At 36.5% G+C, this 14,676-nt stretch carries 18 protein-coding genes and 2 pseudogenes; 19 read left to right on the forward strand and 1 reads right to left on the reverse strand.

Features of this window, described 5'->3' with window-relative positions; translation table 11 throughout:
* Positions 1-61 precede the first annotated feature (61 nt).
* The 8 genes and pseudogenes from A5868_RS02125 to A5868_RS02160 all read left to right on the forward strand — a co-directional run bounded on the left by A5868_RS02125 (position 62) and on the right by A5868_RS02160 (position 5,941).
* The gene (locus tag A5868_RS02125) at positions 62-988 is read left to right on the forward strand and encodes a hypothetical protein (RefSeq protein WP_254911042.1); all 927 of its coding nucleotides are present in this window, start codon (positions 62-64) and stop codon (positions 986-988) included.
* Positions 989-1,003: 15 nt separating this feature from the next.
* Positions 1,004-1,300 (forward strand): annotated as a pseudogene (locus tag A5868_RS02130) (PTS sugar transporter subunit IIA); the annotation flags it as partial.
* A gap of 1 nt (position 1,301) precedes the next feature.
* Positions 1,302-1,613 (forward strand): PTS fructose transporter subunit IIB, encoded by a 312-nt coding sequence (locus A5868_RS02135; protein WP_086306055.1) that lies wholly within the window; start codon positions 1,302-1,304, stop codon positions 1,611-1,613.
* 17 nt (positions 1,614-1,630) lie between these two features.
* The gene (locus A5868_RS02140) at positions 1,631-2,731 is read left to right on the forward strand and encodes a PTS fructose transporter subunit IIC (protein ID WP_086306056.1); all 1,101 of its coding nucleotides are present in this window, start codon (positions 1,631-1,633) and stop codon (positions 2,729-2,731) included.
* Positions 2,731-3,396, forward strand: a complete 666-nt coding sequence (locus tag A5868_RS02145) for a bifunctional 4-hydroxy-2-oxoglutarate aldolase/2-dehydro-3-deoxy-phosphogluconate aldolase (protein WP_086306057.1) — start codon at positions 2,731-2,733, stop codon at positions 3,394-3,396. Before A5868_RS02140 ends, A5868_RS02145 begins: the two co-directional genes overlap by 1 nt.
* 71 nt (positions 3,397-3,467) lie before the next feature.
* Positions 3,468-4,115 (forward strand): fructose-6-phosphate aldolase, encoded by a 648-nt coding sequence (gene fsa, locus A5868_RS02150; RefSeq protein WP_086306058.1) that lies wholly within the window; start codon positions 3,468-3,470, stop codon positions 4,113-4,115.
* A 72-nt stretch (positions 4,116-4,187) separates the two neighbouring features.
* Positions 4,188-5,024 (forward strand): triose-phosphate isomerase family protein, encoded by an 837-nt coding sequence (locus tag A5868_RS02155; RefSeq protein ID WP_086306059.1) that lies wholly within the window; start codon positions 4,188-4,190, stop codon positions 5,022-5,024.
* Between the two features lie 278 nt (positions 5,025-5,302).
* Positions 5,303-5,941, forward strand: a pseudogene (locus tag A5868_RS02160) (IS6 family transposase).
* 8 nt (positions 5,942-5,949) lie between these two features.
* On the opposite strand, the gene A5868_RS02165 reads toward A5868_RS02160, so the two are convergent.
* Positions 5,950-6,558, reverse strand: a complete 609-nt coding sequence (locus A5868_RS02165; RefSeq protein WP_254908393.1) for a YibE/F family protein — start codon at positions 6,556-6,558, stop codon at positions 5,950-5,952.
* Between the two features lie 457 nt (positions 6,559-7,015).
* On the opposite strand from A5868_RS02165, the gene rpsN reads away from it, so the two are divergent.
* From rpsN to A5868_RS02220, 11 genes are all read left to right on the forward strand, one after another.
* Positions 7,016-7,285, forward strand: a complete 270-nt coding sequence (gene rpsN / locus A5868_RS02170; RefSeq protein WP_086306060.1) for a 30S ribosomal protein S14 — start codon at positions 7,016-7,018, stop codon at positions 7,283-7,285.
* A gap of 26 nt (positions 7,286-7,311) precedes the next feature.
* A complete protein-coding gene (gene rpmF, locus A5868_RS02175) occupies positions 7,312-7,491 on the forward strand; it encodes a 50S ribosomal protein L32 (RefSeq protein ID WP_086306061.1) in 180 nt (59 codons plus the stop codon).
* 29 nt (positions 7,492-7,520) lie between these two features.
* Positions 7,521-7,898, forward strand: coding sequence for a hypothetical protein (locus A5868_RS02180; protein ID WP_086306062.1), 378 nt, complete (start codon positions 7,521-7,523; stop codon positions 7,896-7,898).
* Between the two features lie 23 nt (positions 7,899-7,921).
* Positions 7,922-8,071 carry a 50S ribosomal protein L33 gene (gene rpmG, locus A5868_RS02185; RefSeq protein ID WP_002297320.1) on the forward strand — a complete coding sequence of 50 codons (150 nt, stop codon included), beginning with the start codon at positions 7,922-7,924 and terminating at the stop codon, positions 8,069-8,071.
* 23 nt (positions 8,072-8,094) lie between these two features.
* The gene (locus tag A5868_RS02190) at positions 8,095-9,087 is read left to right on the forward strand and encodes a CobW family GTP-binding protein (protein ID WP_086306063.1); all 993 of its coding nucleotides are present in this window, start codon (positions 8,095-8,097) and stop codon (positions 9,085-9,087) included.
* Between the two features lie 23 nt (positions 9,088-9,110).
* Positions 9,111-9,233: a putative metal homeostasis protein gene (locus A5868_RS02195; protein WP_010708761.1), complete on the forward strand. Its 123-nt coding sequence runs from the start codon at positions 9,111-9,113 to the stop codon at positions 9,231-9,233.
* Positions 9,234-9,250: 17 nt separating this feature from the next.
* Positions 9,251-10,780, forward strand: coding sequence for a zinc ABC transporter substrate-binding protein AdcA (locus tag A5868_RS02200; protein ID WP_086306064.1), 1,530 nt, complete (start codon positions 9,251-9,253; stop codon positions 10,778-10,780).
* A 22-nt stretch (positions 10,781-10,802) separates the two neighbouring features.
* Complete coding sequence (locus A5868_RS02205) at positions 10,803-11,042, forward strand: hypothetical protein (protein ID WP_086306065.1); 240 nt, start codon at positions 10,803-10,805, stop codon at positions 11,040-11,042.
* Between the two features lie 79 nt (positions 11,043-11,121).
* Positions 11,122-12,345 carry a GTP-binding protein gene (locus A5868_RS02210; RefSeq protein WP_086306066.1) on the forward strand — a complete coding sequence of 408 codons (1,224 nt, stop codon included), beginning with the start codon at positions 11,122-11,124 and terminating at the stop codon, positions 12,343-12,345.
* Complete coding sequence (locus A5868_RS02215) at positions 12,342-12,749, forward strand: NusG domain II-containing protein (protein WP_086306067.1); 408 nt, start codon at positions 12,342-12,344, stop codon at positions 12,747-12,749. Before A5868_RS02210 ends, A5868_RS02215 begins: the two co-directional genes overlap by 4 nt.
* Before the next feature lie 178 nt (positions 12,750-12,927).
* Positions 12,928-14,676: an ABC transporter ATP-binding protein gene (locus tag A5868_RS02220; RefSeq protein WP_086306068.1), complete on the forward strand. Its 1,749-nt coding sequence runs from the start codon at positions 12,928-12,930 to the stop codon at positions 14,674-14,676.

A 14,676-nucleotide genomic window follows, 5' to 3' on the forward strand; every position in this document is an offset into this window, starting at 1 on the left:
ATATTACCTACAGTAATTAATATCATAACTGATACTAAACTAAAGAGAACTGGAGAAGAATATGGCTGAAAATAATTTGGAACATCAAAGTATGCAACTATTAGAGATAAAGGGAGAGGGTACGGAACAACTGATTCAAAAATTATCTCAAAATTATCTTAGTACAGGAAGATATACGAAAAACCAAATGAGTATTTCTCCAAGAGTCATGTCAAGCTTAATTACAACTAGTGGAATAGGGCTTACTGCTATTTCTACAAATCTTTCTTCAAAATTATTTATGGCAACAGCAAATCCAGAGTTACTCATGAAACTTTCTGGTGGAGGAGTAAGCTCTGCGGTTATGGATGGAGGACGTATTGTTGGTCAATCTGGTTTTATACCTGTGGCAGCTTCGCTACCTATAGTAGCACCGATCATTGCTATGCAGGCAATGAATACACTAGTTATTATGGAACAATTCAAGGTCGTCAATAAAAAATTAGATGTTATTCAAAAAGAAATGGATCAAATTTTATTACGTCAAGAAATCACAAATATAGCTGATTTATCTTCTGCTATTGATGTAGTAGATGAATTATATACTCAGTATTCAATAATTGGTTATTTCTCCCAAGATATGATTATTCGTTTGGCTTTAGTAGAAAGAGACGCTGGAAAATTAAAAACTCGTTATGAAATTCTTGACAGCATTAGTGAGAGTACAGCTTCTGCATATAAAAATAGTGATGCTTATTTTACTCTTCTTTCTAGCTTATTGTTTTTACGTATTAAATATTTGAGATTGTGCCTGGATACCCAAGAAAATCCAGAATTCATTAAGTATTCTACAGAAAACTTTCAAGGGATATTAGAACACACATTATTTGTTTATGGAAGTTTCCGTAATCGTAGTAAAGCTATATTAAAAAAATTAAATGATTCAGAAGAAAATTCCATTAATAAGAATCCTATAAGCTGTCTCTTATACACATCTAGATGTGTATAAGAGACAGTTTCTACAGCGATCGGCTATGACGTGAGTATCCCTCATGGGAAATCAAAAGAAGTGATTAATCCTTTTATCTGTTTTCTTAGAACAAATCAACCGATTGAATGGGATACAAATGGTAATCCAGTTGAATTGGTGTTTATGTTAGGAGTTCCAGAAGAGAGCAAAACGACTTTTCATTTGAAAGTACTCGCTGAAATCAGCAAAAAGCTATTAGATGAAGGATTTAGAAATGATTTATTAACTGGAAGCAAAGAGTCAATTTTGGCTTCACTATATCAAATAGAGAAAAACATAGGAGGAATTTAATATGAAAATCGTTGGAGTATCGGCATGTCCCACAGGAGTAGCTCACACATACATGGCTCAAGAAGCATTAGAAAAAGAAGGGAAAAAGAGAGGACATGAAATCAAAATTGAAACTCAAGGCAGTATCGGGATCGAGAATGAAGTTACCGAGGAAGAAGCTGAAGAAGCAGATGTAATCATTTTGGCGGTATCTGTCTTTATTGAGAATGAAGAACGTTTTGAAGATAAATTAGTTTTAAATGCTGATGTTAATGATGCCATTTCATATCCTGCGAAAGTATTAGATGCGGCTGAGAAGTTGGTAAATGGGTAAAAATAAAGGAGGATAAAATGAATATCAAAGGTACTTTAAAGGAAATTCAAAAATCATTTTTAAGTGGGGTCTCTTTTATGATGCCTGCAGTAGTTGCTGGTGGTATTATGTTGGCCATCTCACTTGCTACTGGAGAAAAAAGCGATACAGGAGTAGTTGTTACTAATGAATTAATGCAGAACATTAATCTGTTAGGTAAAGCCGCTTTTGCAATGATGATCCCTATTTTGGGTGGCTATATCGCATATTCAATTGCGGGTAAGCCTGGTTTAGCACCAGGAATGATTTTAGGCTTTCTTGCTAATAATCCTGTTACTGTAAATGACGTGGAAGTAAAGTCAGGATTTTTAGGGGCTATGCTTCTAGGTGTTGCTGCGGGATATTTGGTCAAGTGGATGAAGAAATGGAAAGTTAGTAAAACGATTAAAACCATTCTACCGATTCTTATCATACCAACCATTTCGGTTTTTATTCTAGGTTTGATTTACATTTATATCATTGCCACTCCATTGGCATTTTTAATGAACGGATTAACTAGTATTATGAGCAGTCTCAATGGTAGCAGCGCGATTTTATTGGCAGTATTTATTGGATTGTTCGGAGAAATAGATATGGGGGGACCAATCACCAAATCAGTTTCGATGTTTACCCTAGCACTTATGAATGAAGGTGTTTATGAACCTAATGGTATGTTTAGAATCGCCGTAGCTATTCCACCTATTGGGATCTTCTTAGCGACATTATTCTTTAAAAAGAAATTTACTGAAGGTGATCGGGATGCGGCGGTTGCTGCTGGAATCATGGGGTGTATTGGAATTACTGAAGGAGCTATTCCCTTTGTAGTTAGTGATATGAAACGAATCTTGCCTTCAACAATGATTGGGACAGCAGTAGGATGTGTAATTGGGGCGATTGGAAATGTGAAATGCTATGTACCTCATGGTGGATTTGTTGTATTACCGGTGGTTGACAATAAATTATGGTTTATTGCTGCAATTGTAATCGGCTCATTTGTGACAGCGTTAATACTTGGCTTTTTAAAGCCGACTTTAGAAGAAACACCAGCAAAAAAGAAAAATAAGACTCAAATGGTGGATTTAACAAAGGAGAAAGCCTAATGAAACTAGAAACAAATGATTTCATCGAAAATAATAAGGTAATTGCAATTTGTCGTGGGACTTATGGAGAGAAGCTTATTAACTTGGTGAAGGCACTGAATGATGGCGGAGTAAAGCTTGTAGAAGTTACTTATGATCAAGGAGATCCTGAATGTTTGACTAAGACTCCAGAGGCCATTGCCTCGCTAGTTAGGGAGTTTGGAAATGAAATTAAAATTGGAGCTGGTACTGTTCTGTCCATTGAACAAGTTGAAGCCGCTCACCAAGCAGGAGCAGAATATATTATCTCACCAAATACGAACTCAAAAGTTATCAAACGAACAAAAGAATTAGAAATGGTCTCGATGCCTGGGGCGCTAACGCCAAGCGAGATAATCTCAGCGAATGAAGCTGGTGCAGATTATGTTAAGGTGTTTCCTGTCAGAGCTTTAGGGATAGGATATATCAAGGATATTCTTGGACCAATTAATCATATTAAACTAGTTGCAACAGCAGGAGTCACACCTGATAACTTGCAAGACTATCTTGATCTAGGGTTTAGCGGTGCGGGCATTAGCGGTTATTTAACAGATAAACGTTTGATTGATACAGGTGATTTTGCCACGATTACCAAACATGCTTTGGAAATGATGAGTATTGTAAGAGAAAATAATGTCTTAAACTAGCTCTATCAATGTAAGAAAATGACGTCATTAAAAAATGAATGCTGAAAGAAAATTACGGAAAGAGGTTAATAATGAAATTTTTCTTAGATACGGCAAATGTGGAAGAAATCAAACGAATTAACGAACTTGGATTAGTTGATGGTGTAACGACCAATCCAACAATTATCGCTAAAGAAGGTAAAGATTTTGAGGAAGTAATTAAGGAAATCTGCAGCTTTGTTGATGGTCCAGTAAGCGCTGAAGTCACTAGTTCTCAAGCAGAAGAAATGATTGTTGAAGCAGAAGGAATATCTAAATGGGCGGACAATGTTGTTGTTAAGATTCCAATGACAGAACAGGGATTGAAAGCAGTAAACAATCTATCTGAAAAAGGCATCAAAACCAATGTAACGTTAATTTTTACCGTAGCTCAAGGTTTGATGGCCGCAAAAGCAGGGGCTACCTATATTAGTCCGTTCTTAGGGAGACTTGATGATATTGGTACTGACAGTATAGCTTTAATTAAAAACTTAAGAACAGTACTAGACAATTATGGATACAAAGCAGAAATTATTTCCGCGAGTGTTCGAGGACTTGAACACGTGGAGAAAGTGGCTGAACTAGGTGCAGATATCGCGACAATTCCTGGTAACCTATTCCCAAAATTATGGAGTCATCCGTTAACTGATAAGGGTATCAAGCAGTTTGAAGAAGATTGGGCAGTATTCTCCAATAGATAATTATAGATTTCTGTGAGTTATATAGTCATTCTTAAGTAAGAACAAATTGAAGTAACTATGGAGATGATTATAATGAAAGATCAAAAGAAACCAATCGTCATCATGAACTGGTCTATGAGGCAGAACCACATTGAAGAAGCAAAAGCATTTGCCAAGCAGATCAGTGAGCATAAAAACTCTGATATTGATGTTGTCATTTTGCCCTCAATGGGAACAATGTATCCAGTGTATGAAGTATTAAGGAATTCTACAGTACAGTTAGGTGCCCAAAACATTGCTCCAATAGAAGTTGGTGAGTTGAGTGGTGAGTTTTCAATTGAATCACTTATCGATATGAAAGGTACTTTTGTTGAGTTAGGACATTGGGAACGTAGGAAGTTCTTTAATGAAACTGATAGTGTTATTAATAAAAAAGTTAAACTAGCACTCAAAAAAGATCTAAATGCAATTTTGTGTGTTGGCGAGTTTGAAAAGAAAGATGCAGATAATGTCATTGACATGTTGAAATATCCAAATTATGAAATGGAGTTGGAACATGAACTTTTCTTACGTATTTTCAATGGATTGTATTGTGTCGACGAAAATGATCTAGATAGGGTCGTTATTGCATATACTCCAGCATGGGCAGTAGGGAAAAATAAGGCGGCTGGGGCACCTCATATTAAAATGGCGACATCATTAATTAGAAAAGCGCTCGCAAGAATTTTTGGAGAAAAAGCAAGTGAGAAAGTTCGTGTAATATACGGTGGCGCTGTCAGCCCAGAGAATAGTTTTACAATGATTAAAATAGCAGATCTTGATGGTGTCTTATTAGGCAGATTCGGCACTGATTCAAGTCGTTTACAGCAAATCGTTGATGTTACTAGGGACTTGAGGATCGAGCTAGACAATAAAAAAAGAAGGCTGTGACATAAATTGTAGTCCTTAGTCGAACAAAAATGGGTTCCTAGAAATCAGTAAATGGGGCCTGTAATAGTTCAGTTAACAGTGGGGTAAATTACTTATTTTTTTCGCCTCAAATTGACGACGGTTCATCTTAAATTTTGTATGGATTCTTCTGCCTGGATAGTATTCTTGGTTCTTTTGTAAAGTTTTATCTAAACGCTTATTTAGTGTAAAATAGCTGAAACTAACACATGTGGAGAATAACCATGTCCAATTTTAAAGGTAAATAATTTGAAAAGGATATCATCATGGTAACCGTAGGCTACTATTTAAGATACAACTTAAGTTATCGTGATGTTTCAGAAATCCTTAACGAACGTGGGGTCAATGTTTGTCACACGACTGTTTATCGATCGGTACAAGAATATAGTCAAATTATTTATTGCATATGTAAGAAAAGAAATAAATCTGTTGGCAATTCCTGGAGAATGAATGAAACGTATATTAAAGTAAAAGGGAAGTGGCATTATTTGTATCGAGCCATTGATTCTTCGAGTATAACATTAGATATTTGGTTACGAAAGAATCGTGATAAACAAGCAGCTTATGCTTTCTTTAAAAGATTTATCAAGCAATTTGGAGAACCTAGAATTCTTGTTACTGATATAGCTCCTTCACTATGTAGTACGTTTAATCGACTGCAGTCTGAAGGCTTATTTTCTAAGACGAAACATCGAACGAATAAATACCTGAATAATATCATTGAACAGGATCATCGATCCATCAAGAAAAGACACAAATTATATCAGTCCATAAGGACGGCCTCCTAGACAATTAAAGGAATTGAAACCATACATGCTTTATATAAAATCAGCCAAAGAGACAAAGGTCTCTTTGGTTTTTCAGTGATCCATGAAATGAATACTTTGATTAGTATCTAAGCATAAAATCAGAAATTAATTGAAACTCTATATTGATTTTTAACTTTGCAACAGAACCTAACATCTTTAGCGATATGTCGTCCTGAAGAGATTAACTCCAAGGTAGTAATAGTCGGTTTTTGTCTAATCAATTCTTTCAGAGGAGTTACTAATGTGACAATCATGTCCATACCCGACCCGATACCACCAAATATTAGGCTTGAATAGAAGACGCCCAAATAAGGGCGTGTTAGAAATTGCATTTCCTCAAATCGAATCCCTTTATTTCCCATAAATTTAAGCGCGTTAAAACAAATCAGAAATCCTAAAATGACAACGATATAAGTTGCTGCTATCAAATTTAATCGAAAATCGTGAATATTATGATTAGATAGAAAAGTGACGATAATAGATAAAACTACATAAATAATGATGACGAATAGTGTTGGAATGCTATGATAAACAATTTCAAATCTAAGAGATAACAAAAGAAAGAGCAAATTGATGCATAACCCGATGAAAGTCCTACCCCCTGAGGTTTTTCCAACTAACAATGGATTGAGTAGAAAAACTGTAACTATTGAAAAAGCTAGCCCATCGCGCTTTTCGCTAATAATGTTGGATAAATCTTCGTTCAACAATGCTTGATCCTTAATTCTTAAATGAGTCGTTGAGCCAGTGACAGATTGATTGTCAATAGTAAGTTTAAGAAATTCTCCATTTTGGTTAAGTATTTTCCCTTCGATAACTTTGTGCCTCTTTCTTCTTTGATTCTTGTAATATCCAGAATAGGATTTTAGTAAAATTTAGCGCTTTTGTGTTTAACTTGATACCCTATCATCAAAATAATCGGAAGAAAGATAATGAGAACTAGCATCTTTTTCTTCAATATTTCATTTTCCTGTTCTTTTAATTTTTTCTGTTCACTATACACCTTTATAAATTAGTTTTCAAATGACTGATTAATCATTTGAATGATTTTTCATGTTATTTATTATTGACAACAGAGATTTTAAATGATAATGTATCAATGCTAAATCATAATGTTTACGATTTGCATCAAGTAAATCAAAATAAGAAGGAGCGCAAATAGATATGGCAAAGAAATCGAAAATAGCTAAGGCGAAGAAACAAATGGCGATGATTGAAAAATATGCAGAAAATCGTCAGGAATTAAAGGCTGCAGGAGATTATGTGGGCCTTGCTAAATTGCCAAAAGCTTCAAACCCAACTCGTTTGAAGCTCCGTGATCAGACGGATGGTCGCCCAAGAGGTTATATGAGAAAGTTTGGTATATCTCGTATCAAATTTAGGAAACTTGCCCATCAAGGTTTGATTCCTGGAGTAAAAAAAGCGAGTTGGTAATTTTCATATTATGAGGAGGAAGTATCATGGCAGTACCGGCAAGAAAAACATCTAAGAAGAAGAAACGATTAAGAAGAACTCACCAAAACGTAGCAAAACCAGAAATTTCATTTGACGAAGCTAGTGGTGATTATAGACGTAGCCATCATGTATCTTTAAAGGGATACTACAAAGGAAAGCAAGTAATTAAAGGTACTTCAGAATAGTTTATAGATTACTTTTAGGAGGAATCAAAATGGAAATTATTTATCCACCTTTAGTTGAACAAGGGGTCCAGTATTATCTTGAAACAACGAAGCAATTGCTAGATAAAAGCACTTTTTATAGATCCATGGTTGAAAAGGGAATCATTACTGAAACTGGGTTGCCGACTCAACAGGCAATCGAAAAAGGATTAGTTAAAGATTACTATGAGGACAAAGGGTTATCATTTGATGAGTTCTTAAAAATCTATCCAATTTTTGAAGAGTATGACGAGGAGTTATTTCAATGTATCGATGGTTATTGGGAGATACCTGTCGATATGAAAGAAAATTTAGTTTCGCAATTAGAATCTGGCGAGTTGCCTTACGAAGACACTCAACAGATTGAAACGTATCTTGAAGATCGGTAACTAGTGAAGGAGGAGGAAGATTGATGCGTCAAAATATTATTTTGGAATGCGTTGAAACAGGGGAACGCCTGTATCTTACCAGTAAAAATAAACGTAATAACCCGGAACGGTTAGAGTTGAAAAAATATTCACCAAAACTGCGAAGACGGGCAATTTTTAAAGAAGTCAAATAGGTAAACAGTAAGAAGGTGACAAAATGGGCATACCAGTTACAATCGTCTCTGGTTTTTTGGGGTCTGGAAAAACGACATTGATCAATCAAGCTTTACAAGTTTCACCTTATTCAAAGGAAGAAATTGTCATAATTGAAAATGAATTTGGTGAGGTTGGAATTGATCACGAATTATTGGTTCACAGTGAGGAACGGGTCTTACAACTAAATAATGGTTGTATGTGTTGCAGTCTTCGCAGTGATTTATTAGGAATACTGACTTCTTTACTGAAAGTTGTCGAAGAAAGACAACAAGCAATTTCGCAAATAATCATTGAAACTACAGGAATCGCAGACCCGCAACCAATCGTACAAACGCTTTTAGCTGCACCCCAGCTAAGAGGAAATCTATATATTGATAGTTTATTGACTGTTTTTGATAGTGAAAACTTTGCATTGATTGAAAGAGAGCCACAAGCTCTTAAGCAACTTGTCATGGCAGATCGCATCTTTGTATCGAAAAAACAAAATACAAATTTGTCTAAACGAGAAATCTATCAGAGAGAAATTAAAAACATCAACCCTTTAGCTGATATTAGAACTTTTACACATAATGATTTAATTCAAAAAGAGGATTTTTTTAATTTGGAAAAGTTCAATCAGCCCTTAATTCTTGAAAATGATTCATCAAAAAATAGTCATGAAGGTGAGCATCATTACCATCACCATCATCAAGAACATGATTTTCAATCAATCCTCTTAACTTCAGACCAAGAACTTATCAAGAATTTTTTACTCCAATGGATTGACTGGCTGATTTTTACCAATCAAGGAAAATTGTACCGTTTTAAAGGATTAATCGCCTTGCAAGAGCATGATTTTGTAGTCGCCATGCAAGGAGTCAATGAACAGGTTATCTTTCAATATACTACTCAAAAAAAAGACCAAACCACGATTATCCTAATCGGAAAAAAATTGGATGAAGAAATTATCAAATTGAGTTTTGATAAATTACTTGCTGAAAGTAAATCACGGTAAGAAATGACTGGAGGTGGTTTCTATTGGAGAAAATGGATTTATCTAGTGCGCATCGACGTCTCAAAAGCCCGAATATTAAAACTAGGAAACGTGCATTAAAAATTATCAAGGAACATAAACGAAATAAAATGAAAAAGTCAGCGTAATTGGGGAAGGAAAAAGAATGAAGAAAATAAGTGTAGGACTTATCGCGGTAGTAGCTTTAGTATTATTAGGAGCTTGTTCTAGCAATAAGGATGCGAAAGTATCGGATGATAAAGATGGAAAATTGGAGATTGTAACGACATTTTATCCAATGTATGATTTCACGAAAAACATCGTTGGTGATGAAGCAAATGTGAAGCTAATGATTCCAGCTGGCTCAGAGCCCCATGACTATGAGCCCTCTGCCAAGGATATGACAGAAGCTCACGATGCCGATGTTTTTGTTTATCATAATGAAAACATGGAAACGTGGGTACCAAAGGCTCAAGAAAGTTGGAAGAAAGGTGCACCTAATGTAGTAGAAGGCACGAAAGACATGATTCTGCTACCAGGTGGTGAAGAAGAAGGTCATGACCATGACCACGGGGAAGAAGGTCATCATCACGAATTTGACCCACATACGTGGGTTTCACCTAAGATGGCGGCTAAAGAAGTTTCGAATATCAAGGACCAGTTAATCAAGTTATACCCCAAAAAAGCCAAGGTATTTGAGGCGAATGCTGAAAAATATTTGACAAAACTGAAAAATTTGGATGCTGACTACACCGCTAGCCTTAAAGATGCGAAACAAAAAAGCTTTGTAACACAGCATGCCGCTTTTGGTTATTTAGCTTTAGACTATGGCTTGACACAAGTTCCTATTGCTGGATTAACGCCAGAACAAGAGCCTACTTCTAGTCGATTAGCCGAATTAAAAGAGTATGTCCAAAAGAATGGGATTAATTACATTTATTTTGAAAAAAATGCTAATGATAAAATTGCGAAAACGCTAGCGAATGAAGCAAATGTAAAAATGGAAGTATTAAATCCACTTGAAAGTTTGACAAAAAAACAAATAGCTGATGGTGAAGATTATGTTTCGGTGATGGAAGACAATTTAAAAGCGTTAGAGAAAACGACAACGGTACCTGGTGAAGAAATAACTCCAGAGAAGGAAGTAAAGGATGATAAAACGGTTGCTAACGGTTACTTTGAAGATGATGATGTGAAGGATCGCGAGCTAAGCGATTATGCAGGTGACTGGCAATCTGTTTATCCTCTATTAAAGGATGGGAGTCTGGATGCAGTCTTTGATTATAAAGCAAAAATTAACAAAGACATGACGGCAGCTGAATACAAAGATTACTACACTACCGGTTACCAGACTGATGTTGAAACCATTAACATTGAAGGTAACACCATGGATTTTGTAGTCAAAGGGGAACACCATAAATATACCTATAAGTATGTTGGATACAAAATTTTGACTTATGAAAAAGGGAATCGTGGTGTACGCTTTAATTTTGAAACAGAAAACGCTAAGGCCGGTCGCTTTAAGTATGTGCAGTTTAGTGATCACGGAATTGCACCAAGTAAGGCCGCTCACTTCCATATTTTCTTTGGCGGAGAGAGTCAGGAAAAGCTTTATAGTGAAATGCACAACTGGCCTACTTTCTATCCAGTTTCATTGTCTGAACATGAAATTGCGCAAGAGATGTTGGCCCATTAAAACTATTTTTGGAGGAGTTTATATGGCAAGAGAAGCGTTGTTGTCCATGGACCCCAAGAACATTGACGCCTATCGACGTTATCGACTTGCAAAGCAAATGCGATTGAGTGGGAGTACGTTAGCTGATATTTCCATGACCTTAAAAGTCAGCATCGATACGGTTTCTAGAGGATTAAAACAAGACCCTGACTGTCGCTCTATCAAAGTCAATACTGGGAGAAGCAGGCGTTTAGCAAAACGGCACAATAGTCTGGTCAATTAATTGGTACCACCAGAGCAGATCAGTTTTTTCCCTATTTGGATTTGATCTGCTCTTTATTATGTACAGAAAGAGGTTTCCCATGAAAAAAATACCTGTCACGGTCCTAACCGGCTATCTTGGTTCAGGAAAAACGACACTTTTAAATCATATTCTACATGGTGATCATGGAAAGAAAGTTGCCGTTATTGTAAATGATATGGGGGAAGTGAATGTTGACGAAGCATTAGTCGATAAGAAAGGATTTAAAAGAACCGAAGAAAAACTGATTTCAATGCCCAATGGCTGTATTTGCTGTACCTTACGTGAAGATTTGATTGTCGAACTAAATCAATTAGCGCAATTACCTGACTTGGATCAAATTATTATTGAAGCTTCAGGAATCAGTGAACCAATTCCAATCGCGCAATCAATTACTTTAGCTAAGAATCCTTTAGACATTGATTTGACCCAGCGATTGGAGATTGATGCCATTATCACAGTAGTGGATGTAAAACGTTTTTGGGATAATTTCGGATCTGGCGAAAAAATTCAGAAAAGAAAAGCTGAAGGTGATGTGGCTGAAGAAGAACGGGATATTCGCGATTTGCTAATTGATCAAATCGAGTGTTGTAACATATTACTTTTGAATAAATGCGACTTAGTGCCAAACAATACGATTGATAAAATCAATGGTCTAATTGCTAAGTTACAGCCTAATGCCAAAATAATTCGGACAATCAAAGGTGAAGTAGACTTATCGGAAATTCTAAATACAAATCTTTTTAATATAGATGAGATTTCCTATTCAGCAGGCTGGCTCAAAGAGTTAGAGCTTGGCTATCAAAACCATGTTCCTGAAACAGAAGAATATGGTATCTCAAGCTTTGTCTATCGCAATCGATTACCCTTTGACGCACAAAAATTTGCCCGTTTTGCGGATAAAAATTTTCCCGACAACATTACAAGAGCAAAGGGGTTTCTTTGGTTTGCCCAACATAGTGATTTTTCAGCGGTCTTTGAAACGGCAGGTAGTCACAAAAGTATTGAACCATTAACTTATTGGGTAGCTAGTTTACCAAAAATTGAGCGTCAAATGATTATTCAAAAGAATCCTGAATTGAAGGAAGCTTGGCATCCGTTGTTTGGCGATCGCATTAGTGAACTAGTTTTCATTGGTATGGAGATGGATCAACAATGGATTATAAAGCAACTTGAGGGTTGTCTAATTGATTCGGATTCCTTGAATGCAGATAATTTCCGAAAAACTTCACCATTTCCATGGAAGAAGTCTACTATGTTCAGCCAGATATCGTCGATGAAATGAACTTTTTAAAAAAAGCTGGTGTCAAAATAGGGGATGTCATAATTATTGGCATTTTGATTATTAGTTCCTTTATTCCCTTATTCGTATTTTCTCTTGAAAAGAAGAATGAAATAACTGGAGATGTTACTAAATATGCCATTGTTCGAATTGACGGCGAGGAAGTGGATCGCTTTGACTTGGATAAAATCAATCATAAACTCGTGAATTATCATCCTGCGAAGGGTCAATATAATATTGTGGAGGTTGAAGGTGGAAGAATTCGAGTTAAAGAAGACAATAGTCCTGACCAGATTGCGGTAAGAACTGGATGGATTTCAAAACCTGGACAAACGAGTATTTGTTTACCCCATAAATTAGTTATTAGTATTGAGAAAAAAGGAACTTCGGATTATTACATTTACTAACTATAAGACGAGCTCGACAAAATATCTACAACACTGGACCATAAGAAAACTTTGTAACTGAACTAAAGATAATATTGAAAACGACCAGAAAAGATGTTTAAATGAGAATGAATTTCATTATCATTTGAGTTTCGGGATTGTTGGTAAATGAGTTGAAAATCTGGAAGGAGTTAGATAAATGAAGAATGAATCGGTATTGATTCGTTACATTAAGAAAAAAAACGGGTTATTAACGGCCTCAGGTATTTTGGCGACGATTTCAACAGTGGTACAGTTTATTCCTTTTTATTGTATTTATAAAATCATTGAATTATTGATGGTTGGTGATTATTCAGCCAGCGGCTTGATTCATTGGAGTTTAGTTTCAATGGGAAGTGTCTTAGTCGGGGTAGTTCTCCTGTATGCCTCATCGATGTGCTCGCATGTTGCTGCTTTTGACATTCTATATGAGATCCGAATGGATATACTGCAGCATCTATCAAAAGTCTCGATGGGCTATTTTACTCGAAAATCGAGTGGTCAATTAATGAAGATCATTGATCAATGTGTCGAAAAAATGGAATCTTTTATCGCACATCAGATTCCTGATATTGTTTCAGCTTTGATCTTTCCATTGATCTATATTGGCTTGATGCTGAAAATTGATTGGCGTTTAGGCTTGATGTCTTTAGTTCCACTTTTTCTGGCAGTCGGTATTTATGCTTATCTGATGGGGAAAACGATGAAGAATAATAAGGTAAAGGAATATCATGACGCGCTGGAAGCCATGAATAGTAATGGTGTTGAGTATGTTCGCGCAATGCCGGCGGTCAAAGTCTTTGGTCTATCCGTCGGAAACTTCAAACGATTCCATCAGAGTATTAAGGACTATCGGAACTTAGTCATGGATTGGTCCAATGGGTTTCGGTCAGGCTATGTTCTATTTACGACATTAATAACGTCTGTTGTTTTGTTTGTCATGCCATTTGGTGCGTTTTTGATTAGCCAAAGTCCGCAAGACAAAACGTTATCACTGACAGTCATGCTGTTTATCATTTTGGCTTCTGGAACGACTGGCCCATTTATGAAATTGATGTATGCGGCCTCGACCTTCAGTAATGTGAATGAAGGGGTAAAGCGCGTGGATGAAATTTTTGCAGAAGCACCCGTGATAGAAAAAGAGACAGCATCTGGTTTTTCAGGGAACGGTATTTCTTTTGAGGAAGTCTCATTTGCCTATACGGAAGGGAATTCTGTACTTAAAAAAGTTAGTTTTGATCTGCAGCCCAATACGATGAATGCTCTAGTTGGGCCATCAGGCGGTGGGAAAAGCACGATTGCCCAATTACTATTACGCTTTTATGATCCGGCAGCAGGGGCGATAAAGATCGGCGGAACGGATATTCGTGAAGTAACGATCGATACATTGATGCGGGATGTTTCCTTTGTTTTCCAAGATGTCACATTATTCAATGACACGATCGCAGCGAATATTCGCTTAGGAAACAAAAAGGCCAGCTTGGAAGAAGTTCGCTGGGCCGCCCAATTAGCGCGCTGTGATGAATTCATCCAGGAATTGCCGAATGGGTATGACACGATGATCGGCGAACAAGGCGTCTTCTTATCTAAAGGTGAAGCGCAGCGGATATCGATCGCGCGGGCGCTTTTAAAAAATTCACCGATTTTAGTTTTAGATGAGGCAACTGCTTACGCGGATGCTGAAAATGAAGTGCATATTCAACAAGCGATCAGCGAACTGGTCAAAGGAAAGACCGTTTTGATCATCGCTCATCGTCTTTGGACGATCCAGCATGTCGATCAAATATTGGTTTGCGATAAAGGTGAGATTCAAGCTGCCGGAACACATGAAGAATTACTTGTCAGCAATCCGCTTTATCAGAAATTGTGGATGATCAATGAAGTGACGAAAGATTGGGAGGTTAAATAG

Source organism: Enterococcus sp. 12F9_DIV0723 (genome assembly GCF_002174375.1).
Taxonomy (GTDB): Bacteria; Bacillota; Bacilli; order Lactobacillales; family Enterococcaceae; genus Enterococcus_A; species Enterococcus_A gilvus.

Excerpts from the sequence above, each read along its gene's own strand:
- A5868_RS02125 (WP_254911042.1), top strand. The coding sequence starts at position 62 with ATGGCTGAAAATAATTTGGAACATCAAAGTATGCAACTATTAGAGATA.
- A5868_RS02135 (WP_086306055.1), top strand. The coding sequence starts at position 1,302 with ATGAAAATCGTTGGAGTATCGGCATGTCCCACAGGAGTAGCTCACACA.
- A5868_RS02140 (WP_086306056.1), top strand. The coding sequence starts at position 1,631 with ATGAATATCAAAGGTACTTTAAAGGAAATTCAAAAATCATTTTTAAGT.
- A5868_RS02145 (WP_086306057.1), top strand. The coding sequence starts at position 2,731 with ATGAAACTAGAAACAAATGATTTCATCGAAAATAATAAGGTAATTGCA.
- fsa (WP_086306058.1), top strand. The coding sequence starts at position 3,468 with ATGAAATTTTTCTTAGATACGGCAAATGTGGAAGAAATCAAACGAATT.
- A5868_RS02155 (WP_086306059.1), top strand. The coding sequence starts at position 4,188 with ATGAAAGATCAAAAGAAACCAATCGTCATCATGAACTGGTCTATGAGG.
- rpsN (WP_086306060.1), top strand. The coding sequence starts at position 7,016 with ATGGCAAAGAAATCGAAAATAGCTAAGGCGAAGAAACAAATGGCGATG.
- rpmF (WP_086306061.1), top strand. The coding sequence starts at position 7,312 with ATGGCAGTACCGGCAAGAAAAACATCTAAGAAGAAGAAACGATTAAGA.
- A5868_RS02180 (WP_086306062.1), top strand. The coding sequence starts at position 7,521 with ATGGAAATTATTTATCCACCTTTAGTTGAACAAGGGGTCCAGTATTAT.
- rpmG (WP_002297320.1), top strand. The coding sequence starts at position 7,922 with ATGCGTCAAAATATTATTTTGGAATGCGTTGAAACAGGGGAACGCCTG.
- A5868_RS02190 (WP_086306063.1), top strand. The coding sequence starts at position 8,095 with ATGGGCATACCAGTTACAATCGTCTCTGGTTTTTTGGGGTCTGGAAAA.
- A5868_RS02200 (WP_086306064.1), top strand. The coding sequence starts at position 9,251 with ATGAAGAAAATAAGTGTAGGACTTATCGCGGTAGTAGCTTTAGTATTA.
- A5868_RS02205 (WP_086306065.1), top strand. The coding sequence starts at position 10,803 with ATGGCAAGAGAAGCGTTGTTGTCCATGGACCCCAAGAACATTGACGCC.
- A5868_RS02210 (WP_086306066.1), top strand. The coding sequence starts at position 11,122 with ATGAAAAAAATACCTGTCACGGTCCTAACCGGCTATCTTGGTTCAGGA.
- A5868_RS02215 (WP_086306067.1), top strand. The coding sequence starts at position 12,342 with ATGAACTTTTTAAAAAAAGCTGGTGTCAAAATAGGGGATGTCATAATT.
- A5868_RS02220 (WP_086306068.1), top strand. The coding sequence starts at position 12,928 with ATGAAGAATGAATCGGTATTGATTCGTTACATTAAGAAAAAAAACGGG.